This window comes from Rhodoferax sp. (assembly GCF_023700745.1).
Lineage (GTDB): Bacteria > Pseudomonadota > Gammaproteobacteria > Burkholderiales > Burkholderiaceae_C > Rhodoferax.
In genome coordinates this window covers 106,580-121,758 of record NZ_JAMPYG010000003.1, presented here as the reverse complement: position 1 = coordinate 121,758, position 15,179 = coordinate 106,580, and the positions used below count along the sequence as shown (strand labels likewise).

Here is a 15,179-nt window from a genome sequence, read left to right as displayed (position 1 = left end):
ACATGTGTTGACGTCGGCGATCAACTTCCGGAATTTCAAACCGTTTTGCGCATACGGCCGATGAGTCTGCCGATGAATGGCCACATCAGCAAGAGCAGGGCGAGTGTCATGATCACCGCGACCAGCGTCGAATTCGTCCAGAAGATCCCCAGCGACCCCTTGGAGAAGATCATCGACTGGCGGAAGGCATCCTCGGTCTTGTCACCGAGCACCATCGCCAGAACCATGGGTGCGATGGGGTAGTCGAGTTTCTTGAGCAGGTAGCCGACGATGCCGAAACCCAGCGCCAGCCAGAGATCAAGGCGTGCACCGCTGATCTGGTAGGCGCCTATGAAACACACGACGACGATCATCGGGCCGATGATCGAAAACGGAATTCTCAGGATGGCGGCAAACAGGGGCACCGTGGCGAGCACCAGGATCACGGCCATCACATTGCCCAGATACATGCTGGCAATGGTGCCCCAGACAAAATCCGGGCGTTCGATAAACAACATCGGACCGGGCGTCAGACCCCAGATCATCAAGCCACCCATCATGACTGCTGCGGTGGCCGATCCGGGAATACCCAGCGCCAGCATCGGCAAAATGGCACAGGTCCCGGCGGAGTGGTCTGCCGTTTCTGGCGCGATGACGCCGGCCGGTTCGCCCTTGCCGAAGGCGCTCTTGTTGCGCGCAAAACGCTTGGCCAGTCCATAGCTCATGAACGACGCGGCGGTCGGCCCGCCTGGCGTGATGCCCATCCAGCAACCGACCAGTGCGCTGCGCAACAGCGTGACCCAGTATTTCGGCAGCGAGATGATCGCCTGAAAGACATCGCGGATTTTGATGCGGGCGTGTATGCCGTTGAAGCGCAAGCCTTGTTCCATTGTCTGCATCAGTTCACCGAGGCCAAACAGCCCGATCACGGCGACCAGGAAGCTGATTCCCTTGATGAGTTCGGTGATTCCGAATGTCAGCCGCATGTTGCCGGACATTCCGTCCATGCCGATGGTGGCAAAGGCAAAGCCGAGCATCATCGAGACGACCGCCTTGAACGGCGATCCGCCTCCCATGCCGATAAAGCTGCAGAAGGTCAGAAAATAGACAGCAAAAAACTCCGGTGAGCTGAATTTCAGCGCGAATTGGGTGACCCAGCCGGACAAGATGGTAATGACGGTCACGCCAATGAGTGCGCCGATACCGGCGGATATGAAGGCCAGGGTCAGCGCCTTGGTGGCATGCCCCTGCTGTGCCATCGGGTAGCCGTCGAAAGTCGTCGCGACCGATGAGGGCTCGCCCGGAATGTTGAACAGGATCGATGTGGTCGAGCCGCCGAACAGTGCGCCCCAGTACATGCTGGTGAGCAGGATGATGGCGGATATCGGATCCATGGTGAAGGTCAGCGGTATCAGCAGCGATACACCGTTCGGTGCACCCAGCCCCGGCAGGACGCCGACCAGAATACCCAGCAGCACCCCAACCGCCATGAGTCCAAGATGGTAGGCGGAGAAAACGATGACGAAGCCGTCCATCAGGTTGTCAAAATTCGCCAAAGTGTTTCTCCAGAATTTCGCTGTCGCGGAAAGTTTTCTTGTCGAGCCAGGGTCAGTGAATGTTCAGCAGGGCTTCAATCGGCCCCTTGAGCAGGGGAACCTGGAACCATTTTTCAAAAACGACGTAAAAAATCACAATCGTGCTCAAACATACGGTGAGCGCCTTACCGATTCGGTATCCCCCCTGGATCGTCATGACACCGAACAGATAGAGGGCAAGACCGACATAAAGTCCAAGCACCATCGACACCGCGACGAAACCGAGCATGGGCAGAAAAAATGTCAATATCCGATGGCCTTGTTCCCGTGTCAGGAAAACTTCCTTGCGGTGACGTTGTGCAATCACTGCCTCAATCAGTGCGCCGCAACTGGCGATAACAATGAACAGGCCGATGTAAAAGGGAAAGTAGCCCGGTTGTGGCCCGGCATCGCCCCAGCCGGTTCCGATTTCGAGCGATCCGTAGCTGACAATGGCGCCGGCCAAGGCCGCCGCACAGGCCACAGCAATTTCCATCGTCAAACGGGTCATCAAGGCCCCGGACGGGTTACGCATAAGACACACTCCGCATTAATTAGACAACGGGGCAGGCATGGCCTGCCCCGAAAAGCTCCGGGCCTCCGGTTACAGCTTTATTGAACGATCCACTTCTCGCGCTTGAAGACCTCGGTGGCCTTTTCGGCGTCCTGCTTGGTGTAGGCGCGCAATTCGTCGCCGGTCAAAAAGCGATCGCTTTGCGAGGTGCGCTCGATGTACGTTTTCCACTCAGGCGTTTCGCTGACTTTTTTGAGCATCGTCGTATAGAACGCGACCGCATCGGGCGACACTTTGGCTGCCAGCCAGACGGTGCGCGGCATTTGATAGTTGGCGATCGGTATGCCCGAGTCTTTGCACAGTGGAATGTCTGACCAGGCCATGTCCTTGGTGACCTTGGGGCCGGCGGTCATGCGCTGCGAACTGAAAACGCAGAGCGGTCGAACCATGCCGGCTTTCCATTGGCCGAGGTTTTCATTTGGGTTGTTGAGGTTGGCGTCGATGTGACCGCCCGCCAGTTGAACTGCCGCTTCGCCACCGCTCTTGAACGGGATGTAGGTGAACTTGGCGCCGGTCGCTTCGCTGATCATGCTGGCCAACGTCTGGTCGGTGTCCTTGGACTGTGAGCCACCCATTTTCAGTCCCTCGGGCTTCTTGGCCGCCTCGATGAAGCTCTTGGCGTCCTTGTAGGGCGATTCGGCGTTGACCCAGATCAGGAATTCGTCGAGCGCCAGTGCCGTGACCGGGATCAGGCTGTCGGCTGTATACCCCATCTTGGCGACGAGTGGCAGCAGGTACTGGTTGTTGGTGCCGAAGGTCAGCTTGTACGAATCATCCGGGCTGGCCGAGCCATAAACAAAGCCCTCGCTGCCGGAACCACCGCCTTTGTTGACGACCACAATCGGCGCGTTCATCAGTTTGTACTTGACGATGATCGACTGGATCGTGCGGGCAAAAATGTCGGTTCCGCCGCCGGGTCCGGAAGCGACGACAAACTCAACCGGTTTTTCCGGTACCCAGGCCGCGCTAGCCGCTGTTGCATACAAGACGCTTGCCAGCAGCGTGGTGATCAACTTGGCATTAAACATCATGTAACCCTTTCTGTATTGTTGAAGCTCGGTGGAAAAACATTTTTCAAGCAGTCATTGACGTCGTGCAACCCTTTCTGTGTTGTTGAGGTTCGGTGGAAAAAAACTTCGTTGAAACACCAATTGGTTATGGATGGACACGGCTGTCAGCCAGCTTTTTCAAGGCCATGCGCGCAGCCAGGAGAACTGCCTCGCGGCTGGCGCCGATATTGGCGATACCGCGCCCTGCGATGTCATAGGCGGTGCCATGCGCCGGTGTGCACACCGGGAAAGGCAAGCCGCCCATCAAGGTCACGCCGCGATCAAAGCCCATCAGCTTCATCGCGATTTGTCCCTGATCGTGGTACATGGTCAGGACCGCGTCAAAAGCGCCGTTCTTGGCGCGCACGAAGACGGTGTCCGCCGGATACGGCCCCGAGACATTGAAGCCGCGCTCTATGCCTGCTTGCACGGCTGGCTCGATCACATCAATTTCTTCCATGCCGAAATTGCCACCATCGCCAGCATGCGGATTGAGCGCCGCGATGGCAATGCGCGGATTGTCAAAACCCGCGTTGCGCATGGTGCGATCGGTCAGCGCCAACTCGCTAAGGATGCCCTCGGTGGTGAGCGCCGCGGCGACTTCGGAGAGCGGGATGTGGGAGGTGACCCGTGCATTCCACAGATTCTCCAGAACGTTGAATTCGCGCGCGTGGCCACTAAACCCGATGACCTCGGAGATAAACCGTATCTCGTCGTCATAGCCGGGATAAACATAGCGCATGGCTTTTTTGTTGAACGGCGTAAAACAAACTGCGTCGGCCTTTCCGTTGTGCGCCATCGTGAGCGCACGACGGAAGTTCTCGAGCGCATAGGCACCGCCCACGGCAGTGGCTTCACCGCGCATGACATCCGACGGGGAGAGATGCCCCAGGTCGACAAAGACCGGGCGACTTGTTGCGTCAAATTCAGAATCGGGCGCCACGTAGCTGACATCGAGCGCCACCCCGGCAATCTTGGCACCTTCCTCGAGGATTCGCCGGTCGCCGAAAACGACGATCTTGGCTGCCGCCCGAACCTCGTCGAGGGATAGCAGTTTGGCGGTTAACTCCGAGCCCACCCCTGCGGGATCGCCCATGGCGAGAGCAATGGTGGGGCGTGTTGCGTTAGCGGCGAATGGATTGGCCGACATTTATGTCTCCTTTGTCTTTTTTTAATGATGCAACCGAAGAAGTAGTCTTGTCAACAATTAAATTCAGTATTCTGAATTCTGAATGCAGAATTTGGATTACAGTTTGGTTGAACGTGCAACGCACATGCGTTGTCGATGCGTGTGCTTCAATACCCGGTCTTGCTTGAACGATATGGATTGACGGCGATGAACCTTGAATCAAACACAATGGGCGACCCGGACCTTGTCCCACATCCCGAGTCCGAAGTGGTGCGCATCGAGCGCCCGACGTTGCATAACGTCGTGGTGTCGCGTTTGCGTGACATGATCATTGAGGGGCAACTGCCTTCAGGCGTGCGTATCCACGAAGGCCGGGTCGGCGAACAACTCGGCGTCTCGCGCACGCCACTGCGGGAAGCGCTGAAGGTGCTGGCCAACGAGGGTCTGGTTGAGTTGATTCCCAACCGTGGCGCGACAGTACGCAAACTGACGGCCAAAGAAGTCAGGGACATGCTTGACGTGCTTGCTACGCTGGAAGAAATGGCCGGATCATTGACTTGCCAGAACGCCTCTGACGCTCAGATCCAGGACGTTCGACGACTCCATGACGAGATGTTGAAGTTTTACTCGGCGCGTAACCGACTGGAGTATTTCAAGCGAAACCAGCAAATCCACTCGGCGTTGATCTCGCTTTCAGGCAATGACTCGCTCGCGATGGTGCACGACATCCTGCAGTCGCGCATGAAGCAAATTCGCTATCTGGGCCACAGGGCCGACGATCAATGGGCGGCCGCGGTGGCCGACCACGAAGACATGATTGGTGCGCTTGAGGCGCGTGACGGCCAGCGTTTGTCGGCCGCGATGGTCAACCACCTTGCGCGAACTTGGGACCGCGTCAAGAACGTCGTCTGAAAACTGCTTGCGCTGCGGCCTCGCCGGTCACCAGGTAATGCACGTTTCCCCCTGAACGAAATGGTATTCAAGAAAGGCAGGTACAAGATGAAAATTGCGATCGCCGGCCTGGCTTGTTGCGTTCACCATGAACACTAACCTGGTACTGGAAACGACATGAACCATCTGGATTACTACGCCAGCGCAAAGCGACCGGTCGAAACCTGTGTGTTAGGTAGCGGGGGCTTTGGCCGCAGCTTTCTGGCCCAAGGCATGCGAGTACCGTTGATGCGTGCCCGCATTGCGGTTGATATTGATGCCAATATCGCCGCAGCGGCATTTGCTGCTCTGGGTGTGCCGGCTGCTGACGTTGCGCTTTGCTTTAACGCAGACGAAGCTCGCCGGGCCTGGGACCAGGGCAAGTACATTGCGGCGGGTGACTTTTCCGCCGTGGTCGGCTTGGCCATTGATGTCGTGGTCGAAGCGACAGGAAACCCCGAGGCGGGCGCGCGGCACGGCCGCATGGCCATCGAAGCCGGTCATCACCTTGTTCTTGTCTCGAAGGAGGTGGACAGTGTCGTCGGTCCCTATCTCGCACACCTCGCCCGGCAGCGCGGCAAGGTGGTAACTCCTGTCGACGGGGACCAGCCGAGTCTGCTGATCGGACTGATCACTTGGGCCCAACTGCTGGGTTTCGACATCATTGCTGCCGGCAAATCCAGTGAATACGACTTTGTCCACGACCAGGCCGCAGGCAACATGACGAGCAATGGCCAGACGGTCTCGGTCCCTGGTTTTGCACCGCATTGGGCGTTGGGTACGCGCCCGGTCATGGAAATTGCTCAAGCGCGGGCGCAAGCCTGCGCTGCGCTGCCGCAGCGCTGCGTACCGGACTTGTGCGAACTGCTCGTCGTCGCCAATGTCACAGGATTCATGCCGGATCGCCCCGATTTGCATGCGCCGATTGCGCATGTTTCCGAGGTGCCGAGCTTCCTGGGAGCGAGGGCAGAGGGCGGGCTTCTGGCTGGCGGTCAGGTGCTTGACGTTTTCCACTGCCTGCGCCGACCAGATGAAGCGAGCTTTGCCGGCGGCGTGTTCGTGATTGTCCGCTGCGATGATCGCGTGACCTGGGATCTGTTGGCCGCCAAGGGCCATGTCGTTTCCCGCGACGGTCAGCGAGCGATGGTCTATTTGCCGCGTCACCTTCTCGGGCTTGAGGCGGCGACCAGCGTGCTCGAGGCGGCCATTCACGGCCGTTCGAGCGGTGCGCAGGCACCGTTCCCCCGACTGGATCTTGTTGCCCGTGCGACGCGGAAGCTGTCGGCCGGGACCGTCATGGCCATGGGCGGCCACCACCACACCATCGATGGTACGGCAGGTGAACTGCATCCGGCCAAACCGCTTGGCAGCGGCAATCCGGTGCCGTTTTATCTTGCCGCCAACCGGCAACTTGTACGGAATGTCGAAGCGGGATCACTGATCACGTTGGAAGACATCGAGATTGGCCCCGGCTCCACATTACTCGCTCTGCGGCGCCAGCAGGACGCGTGTTTCTTTGGTCAATCAATGGCCACTATGACCACACCATGACGCTGGCCATCCTGCTGTCCTGGTGGTCGGCCTGAACTCCAAGGATGCAATCACCGCAATGCCAGGTGATAACAACGCAGCACGAGCGATGAGATTTTCAAGGGTGCGTTACGGACCATTGCAGGCAGCCATTGCGGCGAATTCAGTGCAAAGCGGGTGGCCCATTGCGTAAAGGGTCTCAGCCAGCGGGTCTTGGCAACAAAATGTCGGTTGTCCATGTCGTTAACAAGCAGATTGCTCGTCCTCCAAATCGGGCTATTGTTCACGTTCGCCGATGACCTTGCGGCAAATGCGTCAACCCGACGCTTCAGTGGCTGTGTCGGTGGTGGATGTCGGGGTAATGCGGATGACTGTGCCGTATCACCGGGTGCTGGTGCAGGTGGCTGTGCTGACCGGCGCCGCGCCATTCAAATTCATGGTTATGCTGATGGTGCGCATCGTGGCTATGCAGATGCTCATGCGCCATCGCTTCATGGACATGTTCGTGCCCGTGCTGTTCTGTCAAATGGAGCCAGACCCCCAGCCCCATCAGGCAGGCTGCCGCCCAGAAGGCCGGTGTGCTTGTTTCCGAGAAAACAAACAAGGCCACGGCGGCCCCCATGAATGGCGCCGTTGAGAAGTAGGCGCCCGTGCGCGCGGTCCCCAGGCCTCGCAGTGCCAGCACAAAAAGTACCAGACTGATGCCATAACCGGCCAGCCCCACTCCCATGGTTGACAGCAGGGTCTGCAGGTTGGGCAAGGCCACCCCCAGGCTGAAGGCGAGCAGGGTGTTGACGGTGCCGGCAATGAGGCCTTTGGCGCTGGCAATAAAAAGGGCGTCGGAGGCGGATATCTTGCGCGTCAGGTTGTTGTCAATGGCCCAGCACAGGCAGGCGATACCAACAAGGACAGGCCCGGCAAAACCTGCCACCGCATCAGCGCCTGGTTGCCATGCCAGCGCAATACCGCCTGCAACAATGGCCACCATGCCCAGCACAATGCGACGGTCGGCGTTTTCCTTGAACACCACCCAGGCAATCACGGCAGTCAGTACAGCCTCAAGGTTCAGCAGCAGCGATGCGCTGGCGCCGGGGGTCGAAACCAGGCCGAACATCAAGGCAAGCGGCCCCAGCACGCCGCCAAAAAACACGGCACCCAGCAGCCAAGGCCATTCTGCCCGGGAGAGTCCGGATGGCTTGAAGCGGCGATCCCGGATGAGGCGAGCCATGGCCAGACCCAGCCCGCTTCCCAGGTACAGCAGTCCTGCCAGCATGACCGGCGGCAGATCCCCGGTGAGGCGCTTGGCAAAGGGCGTGCTGGCACCAAAGAGTGCCGCTGCCGCAAGCGCATAAAGGACGTTTCGATTCATCACTTGCCGATTATGCGCACGGACCATGCGCTGCACGTGGCACCCGCTGCTGATTGGCGTCGGTCAGTTATCCCGGGTGGTTCAGATGGCGCGCTTGCGCGCCATTAATGCCCTGCTCTGGACGGTTCAAGGCAAAGCCAGCTTGGCCATGACTGGCGCCAGCCGTTCCTTGTAGCTCGGCTCCACACGAATGGCCTCGTTGAAGACGGCCAGAGACAAATCATTTCTGTCCATATGCAGGTACGAGAACCCCAGACCCAACCAGGCCTTGGCATTGTGAGCGTCCAGGCTGATCGCCTCCTTGTAGGTCTCCGTGGCGGCTTTGAAGTTTTGCCGGGAAAGCTGCAGCCCGCCCAGTTTCATGCGTGCGGCAACAGACCTGGGGTGCAGGGTGACGGCTTGCTCGAAAGTTTTTTGAGCCAGGTCGATTTTTCCCGTCGCCCATTGTTCGTCGCCTTGGTTCAACAGCGGGGCAAGCGCAGACGCCTGCGCCCAGGCGGAACTGCCAAACGCCAGCAGTGCCACGCACATCACGCCAACAAAGTAACGGTAAATTTTGCGCATCATGCTTTTATCCATCCAAGTCGAAAAAAACGGCTCTTGGTCCAAGAGCCGTTGATAAATTGATGAACAGTGAGCTTATTTCAGGGCACCCTTGCCATAACGGTCTTCATAACCCTTACGGACCTTTTCAATGGCGTCCTTGCCCATGCCGTTGAAGAACCAGTCATGCCCGCTGATGGGCTTGAAATGCTTGTCAAGCAGCGCATTGGCAAAGTCTTCGTTGCCGTCCTTTTTGCGAACGACTTCCTTCAGCTCTGGAATCCATTTGAAGTAAGTGTGCTGGCTCACTTCGTAGATGCCATGCCACCAGGCGTAGTCAGGTCCCATCATGGCCGCACCGTGCCGCGCCCGGCGACCTTCGTGATGCCAGATCTCGAACCAGGTCCACTTGATCTTGGCATCCATCGGCTCACGGGTCAGATAGCCCTTGTCTTCCAGCTCTTTCATGACCGCGGCAATCGGCTTGGCGTACTTGTCGTTGTACAGGTCCACCAGGTCGTCGAATTGTTTGTAATGGCCCGCGACGGTATTGGCACTGTGACAGGTAACGCAGACATTTTTCATTTTGTCGCGGCGCTGTTTCCAGGTCAGGATCTGGGTGACTTTTGCACCTTTGACGTCATCACCTACCGCTGGCAGAGGCTTGCCTTCGGGCTGATCGAACTCATCACCATTGCTCAGGCGAACCATGTTGAGCTTGGTGGAAATGGCTGGCCGCAAGGTCCAGGAAATCCGCTCACCCACGTCATGGGTGACCTTTTGTTCCCGCGTGGCGCTCATGTGGCAGGTCGCGCAGGTTGGGGCAGCCGTGTAATCATCACCGACCACCCATTTCTTGGCATTCAGGTTCATTTCCTTGATGTTGGCGCGGTAAAGAATGCCGTGTTTGGATTCGTTGTAAATCTCGAGCTGCGGATGATCCGGGCCCAGATGGCACTTGCCGCAGGTGTCTGGTGTGCGTGCTTGCGCTGCCGAGAAATTGTGGCGGGCGTGGCATGACGAGCATGACCCCAGGGAACCATCCGGATTGATCCGGCCAATACCGGTGTTGGGCCAGGTTTGCGGTGTGGGCCGTCCGTTGGCATCGACTTCCACTGTGCTGCCGTGGCACTGCACGCAGCCCACGGTGACCGCAGCCGGCCCGCCAATTACTTCACCCAGCAAGTTGTCAATGGAAGCCAGAATATTGCCTGCCTTGGCATGGTGCGATCGCTGTTGTTGCGCCACTTCTGCCTCATGGCAATTGGCACAGGTTTTAGGCGTCACCACCACGTGGATAAAGGCGCCCTCATGCTTGAAAGCTGCCTTGTCACCTTCTTTGGCTTTATGGCAGTCATAGCAATCCACATTTTTGGCCGCATGGGTGCTTCGTTTCCACTCGCCGTAAATACCTGGGTCGTCTTCTTTGTTGTGGCAAGTCAGGCACTTCTTGCCGATGGCCGCATCGGCTGGCGACTTTTTGTAAGTGCGCTCGGCAGCCACTTTCTTGGCTACCGGATTGGCGGCAAAGGCCGGGCTGGTCAACATCAACATCGCGCACACCCATGCCCACAAAAGGTGTACTCCGAATCGAAGGCTTCGCTCCATGATTTCTCCATAATTTGAATAAGTCCGAGAGATTCTATTGTGTCTATTTTGTAAAGATGCTCGGGATCAGTTGCGGAATTAAGGTGCGTCAAGAATAGAAAAAATAAATATTCGTTTGCCGCCTCTGGAAGAATGGGCGCGGTCTCGACCCGAGGCCATCGAGCGTTGACAACTCTCAAGTCCTGGCGGCCAGACAAGCCCAGAATAACGCGGGAATTTACCTGTTGACGATGGTGGAGGTGTCTCATGGACGATCAAATCAGACGAAAAATCTTGGCGTTGCTGGATCGGCATCGCATCATGACGGTTGCGACCTTGCGGCCGGATGGCTGGCCGCAGGCCACGACGGTCGGCTACGTGAACGAGGGTTTGACGCTGTATTTTCTTTGCGGACTGGACAGCCAGAAGGCAAGAAACCTGGCGCGGGATGATCGGCTCTCGCTGACGATTGATCACGACACGGCAGACCTGATGGCGATCACCGGCCTGTCGATGGCAGCACGCGCGTGCGCAGTGGAAGATCGGGTCGAAGCCGAGAAGGTTTTGCGCATGCTGCCCCTGAAATATCCTGACACGCCGCCCCTGCCGATAAAAATGCCGACACCGGACGAGGTTCGCCTGTTCCGCGTCACGCCCTTGGTCATTTCCATCCTCGATTACACCAAGGGCTTCGGGCATACGGATCTCGTTCATTGCTGAAATTTCTTCAGTATCAGCGGCCATGCTGGTCACCGTGCTGCAAACCTGGGGCAGTGCGCCGCGACCGGTGATGTTGCGCCTGCCCTGTGGTGGTACTTTGCATCTGGTGCAGAAGCCCCTGCTGTTGATTGACGGTGTCCTGGGACCTGCCAGCCCGGTCCAAAATGCAGGGGTGACAGACCAGGTTGTCTACAATCCCTACCTGGCGCGCACCTGAAGATCGGCCGTGATTGAATTCAAATCGATTCCGGCTCCTGCAGGCGTCTTCTTTCCGACCCATTGTTCAAGGCTTTTCCCCCCATGGCTGAATCCATCCCAATCCCTCCAGCAACCCAGAGCACCGCTGCCGTGAACCTGGTCGATATGGCCAATGCCATCCGCGCCCTGAGCATGGACGCGGTGCAGGCTGCCAACTCCGGTCACCCCGGTGCGCCCATGGGCATGGCCGACATGGCGGTGGCCTTGTGGGGCAGCCACCTCAAACACAACCCGGCCAATCCCAACTGGCTGGACCGCGACCGTTTTGTGCTCTCCAATGGCCACGGCTCCATGCTGTTGTACTCGGTGCTGCACCTGACTGGCTACAAGCTGGCTGTCAAGGAACTGAAAAACTTCCGCCAATTGCACAGCAAGACTCCGGGCCACCCCGAAGTGGACGTGACCCCCGGCGTCGAAACCACCACCGGCCCGCTGGGCCAGGGCATCACCAACGCGGTCGGCATGGCGCTGGCTGAAAAGCTGCTGGCCCAGGAATTCAACCGCGACGGCCATGAGGTGGTCAACCACCACACCTACGCTTTCATGGGTGACGGTTGCCTGATGGAAGGCATCAGCCACGAAGCCTGCGCGCTCGCCGGTGCCTGGAAGCTCAACAAGCTGATTGCGCTTTACGACGACAACGGCATCTCGATCGACGGTCAGGTCGCGCCCTGGTTCATTGACAACACGGCGCAGCGTTTTGCCGCCTATGGCTGGAACGTGCTCGGCCCCATCAGCGGGCACGACGCCGAGCTGGTGGCCGACACCATCGCCGAAGCCAAACAATCCAGCGACAAGCCCACGCTGATCATCTGCAAGACCGCCATCGGCCAGGGTAGCCCGAACCGCGCCAACACCTCCAAGGCGCATGGCGAGCCCCTGGGCGCTGAAGAGATCAAGCTCACCCGTGAAGCCATTGGCTGGCCCCATGCGCCTTTTGTGATCCCCAAGGACATCTATGCCGCCTGGGACGCCAAAGCCGCAGGCAGCGCTGCCGAGAAAGCCTGGAACGACAAGTTCGCCGCCTACAAGGCCGCCCACCCGGCGCTGGCCAAAGAGCTGGTGCGCCGCATGAAGGGCGAACTGCCCAAAAACTTTGCCCAGGTGGCGGTCGATACTGCGGTGGCTGCCCACACCAAGGCCGAGACCGTGGCCAGCCGCAAGGCCAGTCAGCTCGCGCTCGAAGCCTTCACCGCCGCCCTGCCCGAGCTGCTGGGTGGTTCGGCTGACCTGACCGGCTCCAACCTGACCAACACCAAGAGCACCCCCAGCCTGCGCTTTGACGCCGCCACTGGCGCGGCCAATGGCGGCCGTCACATCAACTACGGTGTGCGTGAATTCGGCATGGCCGCCATCATGAACGGGGTCGCGCTGCACGGTGGCTTTATTCCCTACGGTGGCACCTTCCTCACCTTCAGCGACTACAGCCGCAACGCCATCCGCATGGCTGCGCTCATGAAACTGCGCGTGGTCCATGTGTTTACCCACGACAGCATCGGCCTGGGCGAAGACGGCCCGACGCACCAGTCGATCGAACACGCCGCCAGCTTGCGCCTGATCCCGAACCTGGACGTCTGGCGTCCCGGTGACACCGCTGAAACTGCGGTGGCCTGGGCCGTGGCCCTGCAAAACAGGACCAAGCCGACCGCTTTGCTGCTGTCGCGCCAGAACATCCATTACGCCCCCAAGGCGAGCCTGGGCCACATCAGCAAGGGTGCCTACGTGCTGGCTGAACCCACTGAAGTGGGCCTGAAGAAAAAGGCCCAGGTGGTGATCATCGCCACCGGCTCCGAGGTGCCCTTGGCGCTGAAGGCGCAAGAACTGCTGGCCGCCCGGAAAATTGCCGTGCGCGTGGTGTCCATGCCGAGCACTACCACCTTCGACCAGCAGGATGTGGCTTACAAAACGGCCGTGCTGCCGGCCGGGCTGCCGCGTGTCGCGGTGGAAATGGGCGTCAGCGGCGGCTGGTGGCAATATGGTTGTGCGGCCGTGGTCGGCCTGGACCGCTTTGGTGAGTCGGCGCCAGCCCCGATGCTGTTCAAGCACTTTGGCTTTACGCCTGAAAATGTGGCGGATACGGTGGAAAAAGTGCTGCGCAAGTAAGCTTTTCGGACATCGATTTTTTAACTTCTGGAGAACCCTATGACGATCAAGATTGGTATCAACGGCTTTGGCCGTATCGGCCGCAATGTGCTGCGCTCGGCCCTGCAAAATTTCAGCGACATCGAAGTGGTTGGCATCAACGACCTGCTGGAACCCAGCTACCTGGCTTACATGCTGCAGTACGACAGCGTGCATGGCCGCTTCAAGGGCGACGTGTCGGTGGACGGCAACACCCTGGTGGTCAACGGCAAAAAAATCCGCCTGACGCAAGAGCGCGACCCGGCCAACCTGAAATGGAACGAAGTCGGTGCTGACATCGTGATCGAGGCCACCGGCCTGTTCCTGGATAAGGCCTCGGGTGAAAAACACCTGGCTGCTGGTGCCAAGAAAGTCATCTTCTCGGCACCTTCCAAAGACGACACCCCGATGTTCGTGTTTGGCGTGAACGACAAAACCTACGCCGGCCAGGCCATCATCAGCAACGCCAGTTGCACCACCAACTGCCTGGCCCCATTGGCCAAGGTGGTTCATGACAAGTTCGGCATCAAACGCGGTTTGATGACCACCGTGCACGCCGCTACCGCCACGCAAAAAACCGTCGACGGCCCGTCCAACAAAGACTGGCGCGGTGGCCGTGGCATTCTGGAAAACATCATTCCTTCCAGCACTGGTGCCGCCAAGGCCGTGGGCGTGGTGATTCCTGCGCTCAACAAGAAGCTCACCGGCATGTCCTTCCGCGTGCCGACCAGCGACGTGTCGGTGGTCGACCTGACGGTGGAACTCAACACCAGCGCTACCCTGGCTGAAATCTGCGCAGAGATCAAGGCGCAATCCGAAGGTGCCATGAAAGGCGTGCTGGGCTACACCGACGAAAAAGTGGTGGCCACCGACTTCCGCGGCGAGACCCGCACCTCGGTGTTTGATGCCGATGCCTCCATTGCCCTGGACGGTACCTTCGTCAAGCTGGTAAGCTGGTACGACAACGAGTGGGGTTACTCCAACAAGTGCCTGGAAATGGTGCGCGTGGTGGCCAAGTAAGCCCAAGCGGCTTCGAACTCCTGAAAAGCGCCCATCCGGGCGCTTTTTTTTTGGGCGCGCTGCCATGCGGGTCCAGCCCGTGTTTCATGTGCCAGCACAAATGCGAGTTGATCGCGTGGCCCAAACCGTACCCGGAATTGAGAGTTATCAACTCCTCGGGACGTCAAATTTCTGGACTGAAGCCGACTTCATAAAGACTGCAGCAGGTATTTACCTATTCGTTTCATTCTCGGTTCGGTCTGTTCCCTTGTCATGGCCGGCTGTACCGCCCCTGCCGCGAGTACACCGTGAACGCCGCAATGCGGTGAACCCGGGGCGATCAGCTTTTTCGGGGACTGCTGAACAGGGCTGTCGTGGCCAACCAGAGGAAGCTCGTGCCAACCACCACGGCCACCCCGCCTGCCACGATACCCGACGGGTTGTTGGTCAGGAACAGGAAGTTGCCAACCCCAATCAGCAGTGACAGGATGCCGACCACGAAGTTCACCAGGCTAAAAAAGGTTTTCATGCAAGCGCCCCCACAGTGAAACTGAACTTAATAAACGGCCTTGGTGTGAGCGCTGCCTGGAACGCTGTGTTTGTGCAGTTGGTGCTGGGTCAGGCCCTTTAACCATTGCGCACTTTTTTTGTAGATGGCAGCAAGAAAGTCAGCCATAGCCTGAGCACGCAATTCCCTTGCGAGACGAATGTTGGCTTCGATGTCGATGTAACTGTATTCCATGATACGGATCCTTTGGCTAGATAAATGTCCCTCTTGAGGACACGGTGCTACGATAGCTCCGGTGTTGCAACGCAG

At 58.6% G+C, this 15,179-nt stretch carries 15 protein-coding genes; 6 read left to right on the top strand and 9 right to left on the bottom strand.

What is annotated here, in order from left to right; genetic code table 11:
• Window positions 1-35 precede the first annotated feature (35 nt).
• From NDJ10_RS04430 to NDJ10_RS04415, 4 genes are all read right to left on the bottom strand, one after another.
• Window positions 36-1,514: a tripartite tricarboxylate transporter permease gene (locus tag NDJ10_RS04430; RefSeq protein WP_296160119.1), complete on the bottom strand. Its 1,479-nt coding sequence runs from the start codon at window positions 1,512-1,514 to the stop codon at window positions 36-38.
• Window positions 1,515-1,587: 73 nt separating this feature from the next.
• Complete coding sequence (locus NDJ10_RS04425; protein ID WP_296160117.1) at window positions 1,588-2,064, bottom strand: tripartite tricarboxylate transporter TctB family protein; 477 nt, start codon at window positions 2,062-2,064, stop codon at window positions 1,588-1,590.
• A gap of 101 nt (window positions 2,065-2,165) precedes the next feature.
• Entirely contained in the window at window positions 2,166-3,155 is a 990-nt protein-coding gene (locus NDJ10_RS04420) for a tripartite tricarboxylate transporter substrate binding protein (RefSeq protein WP_296159957.1), read from the bottom strand.
• A gap of 127 nt (window positions 3,156-3,282) precedes the next feature.
• A complete protein-coding gene (locus tag NDJ10_RS04415) occupies window positions 3,283-4,326 on the bottom strand; it encodes a 4-hydroxythreonine-4-phosphate dehydrogenase PdxA (RefSeq protein WP_296159956.1) in 1,044 nt (347 codons plus the stop codon).
• Between the two features lie 186 nt (window positions 4,327-4,512).
• Between NDJ10_RS04415 and NDJ10_RS04410 the strand changes: the two genes are divergently transcribed.
• A complete protein-coding gene (locus NDJ10_RS04410) occupies window positions 4,513-5,217 on the top strand; it encodes a GntR family transcriptional regulator (RefSeq protein WP_296159954.1) in 705 nt (234 codons plus the stop codon).
• Between the two features lie 156 nt (window positions 5,218-5,373).
• Window positions 5,374-6,786, top strand: coding sequence for a homoserine dehydrogenase (locus NDJ10_RS04405; RefSeq protein WP_296159953.1), 1,413 nt, complete (start codon window positions 5,374-5,376; stop codon window positions 6,784-6,786).
• A gap of 307 nt (window positions 6,787-7,093) precedes the next feature.
• On the opposite strand, the gene NDJ10_RS04400 is transcribed toward NDJ10_RS04405, so the two are convergent.
• The 3 genes from NDJ10_RS04400 to NDJ10_RS04390 form a co-directional block, all read right to left on the bottom strand.
• On the bottom strand, window positions 7,094-8,134 hold the full coding sequence (locus NDJ10_RS04400) for an EamA family transporter (RefSeq protein WP_296159952.1): 1,041 nt from the start codon (window positions 8,132-8,134) through the stop codon (window positions 7,094-7,096).
• A 126-nt stretch (window positions 8,135-8,260) separates the two neighbouring features.
• Entirely contained in the window at window positions 8,261-8,701 is a 441-nt protein-coding gene (locus tag NDJ10_RS04395) for a tetratricopeptide repeat protein (RefSeq protein ID WP_296159951.1), read from the bottom strand.
• Between the two features lie 72 nt (window positions 8,702-8,773).
• The gene (locus NDJ10_RS04390; RefSeq protein WP_296159950.1) at window positions 8,774-10,231 is read right to left on the bottom strand and encodes a multiheme c-type cytochrome; all 1,458 of its coding nucleotides are present in this window, start codon (window positions 10,229-10,231) and stop codon (window positions 8,774-8,776) included.
• A 300-nt stretch (window positions 10,232-10,531) separates the two neighbouring features.
• Here NDJ10_RS04390 and NDJ10_RS04385 point away from each other — a divergent pair, with 300 nt between their 5' ends.
• The 4 genes from NDJ10_RS04385 (at window position 10,532) to gap (ending at window position 14,383) form a co-directional block, all read left to right on the top strand.
• Entirely contained in the window at window positions 10,532-10,984 is a 453-nt protein-coding gene (locus NDJ10_RS04385; protein ID WP_296159949.1) for a pyridoxamine 5'-phosphate oxidase family protein, read from the top strand.
• A gap of 22 nt (window positions 10,985-11,006) precedes the next feature.
• Window positions 11,007-11,201, top strand: a complete 195-nt coding sequence (locus NDJ10_RS04380; RefSeq protein WP_296159947.1) for a hypothetical protein — start codon at window positions 11,007-11,009, stop codon at window positions 11,199-11,201.
• Between the two features lie 83 nt (window positions 11,202-11,284).
• Window positions 11,285-13,345 carry a transketolase gene (gene tkt, locus NDJ10_RS04375; protein ID WP_296159946.1) on the top strand — a complete coding sequence of 687 codons (2,061 nt, stop codon included), beginning with the start codon at window positions 11,285-11,287 and terminating at the stop codon, window positions 13,343-13,345.
• A 39-nt stretch (window positions 13,346-13,384) separates the two neighbouring features.
• Entirely contained in the window at window positions 13,385-14,383 is a 999-nt protein-coding gene (gap, locus tag NDJ10_RS04370) for a type I glyceraldehyde-3-phosphate dehydrogenase (RefSeq protein ID WP_296159945.1), read from the top strand.
• Window positions 14,384-14,702: 319 nt separating this feature from the next.
• On the opposite strand, the gene NDJ10_RS04365 is transcribed toward gap, so the two are convergent.
• The gene (locus tag NDJ10_RS04365) at window positions 14,703-14,891 is read right to left on the bottom strand and encodes a hypothetical protein (protein WP_296159944.1); all 189 of its coding nucleotides are present in this window, start codon (window positions 14,889-14,891) and stop codon (window positions 14,703-14,705) included.
• Window positions 14,892-14,918: 27 nt separating this feature from the next.
• Window positions 14,919-15,104: a hypothetical protein gene (locus NDJ10_RS04360; protein ID WP_296159943.1), complete on the bottom strand. Its 186-nt coding sequence runs from the start codon at window positions 15,102-15,104 to the stop codon at window positions 14,919-14,921.
• Between the last annotated feature and the right edge of the window lie 75 nt (window positions 15,105-15,179).

Coding starts and splice junctions, on each gene's coding strand:
- NDJ10_RS04430 (WP_296160119.1), bottom strand. CDS start 1,514: ATGGACGGCTTCGTCATCGTTTTCTCCGCCTACCATCTTGGACTCATG.
- NDJ10_RS04425 (WP_296160117.1), bottom strand. CDS start 2,064: ATGACCCGTTTGACGATGGAAATTGCTGTGGCCTGTGCGGCGGCCTTG.
- NDJ10_RS04420 (WP_296159957.1), bottom strand. CDS start 3,155: ATGTTTAATGCCAAGTTGATCACCACGCTGCTGGCAAGCGTCTTGTAT.
- NDJ10_RS04415 (WP_296159956.1), bottom strand. CDS start 4,326: ATGTCGGCCAATCCATTCGCCGCTAACGCAACACGCCCCACCATTGCT.
- NDJ10_RS04410 (WP_296159954.1), top strand. CDS start 4,513: ATGAACCTTGAATCAAACACAATGGGCGACCCGGACCTTGTCCCACAT.
- NDJ10_RS04405 (WP_296159953.1), top strand. CDS start 5,374: ATGAACCATCTGGATTACTACGCCAGCGCAAAGCGACCGGTCGAAACC.
- NDJ10_RS04400 (WP_296159952.1), bottom strand. CDS start 8,134: ATGAATCGAAACGTCCTTTATGCGCTTGCGGCAGCGGCACTCTTTGGT.
- NDJ10_RS04395 (WP_296159951.1), bottom strand. CDS start 8,701: ATGATGCGCAAAATTTACCGTTACTTTGTTGGCGTGATGTGCGTGGCA.
- NDJ10_RS04390 (WP_296159950.1), bottom strand. CDS start 10,231: ATGTTGATGTTGACCAGCCCGGCCTTTGCCGCCAATCCGGTAGCCAAG.
- NDJ10_RS04385 (WP_296159949.1), top strand. CDS start 10,532: ATGGACGATCAAATCAGACGAAAAATCTTGGCGTTGCTGGATCGGCAT.
- NDJ10_RS04380 (WP_296159947.1), top strand. CDS start 11,007: ATGCTGGTCACCGTGCTGCAAACCTGGGGCAGTGCGCCGCGACCGGTG.
- tkt (WP_296159946.1), top strand. CDS start 11,285: ATGGCTGAATCCATCCCAATCCCTCCAGCAACCCAGAGCACCGCTGCC.
- gap (WP_296159945.1), top strand. CDS start 13,385: ATGACGATCAAGATTGGTATCAACGGCTTTGGCCGTATCGGCCGCAAT.
- NDJ10_RS04365 (WP_296159944.1), bottom strand. CDS start 14,891: ATGAAAACCTTTTTTAGCCTGGTGAACTTCGTGGTCGGCATCCTGTCA.
- NDJ10_RS04360 (WP_296159943.1), bottom strand. CDS start 15,104: ATGGAATACAGTTACATCGACATCGAAGCCAACATTCGTCTCGCAAGG.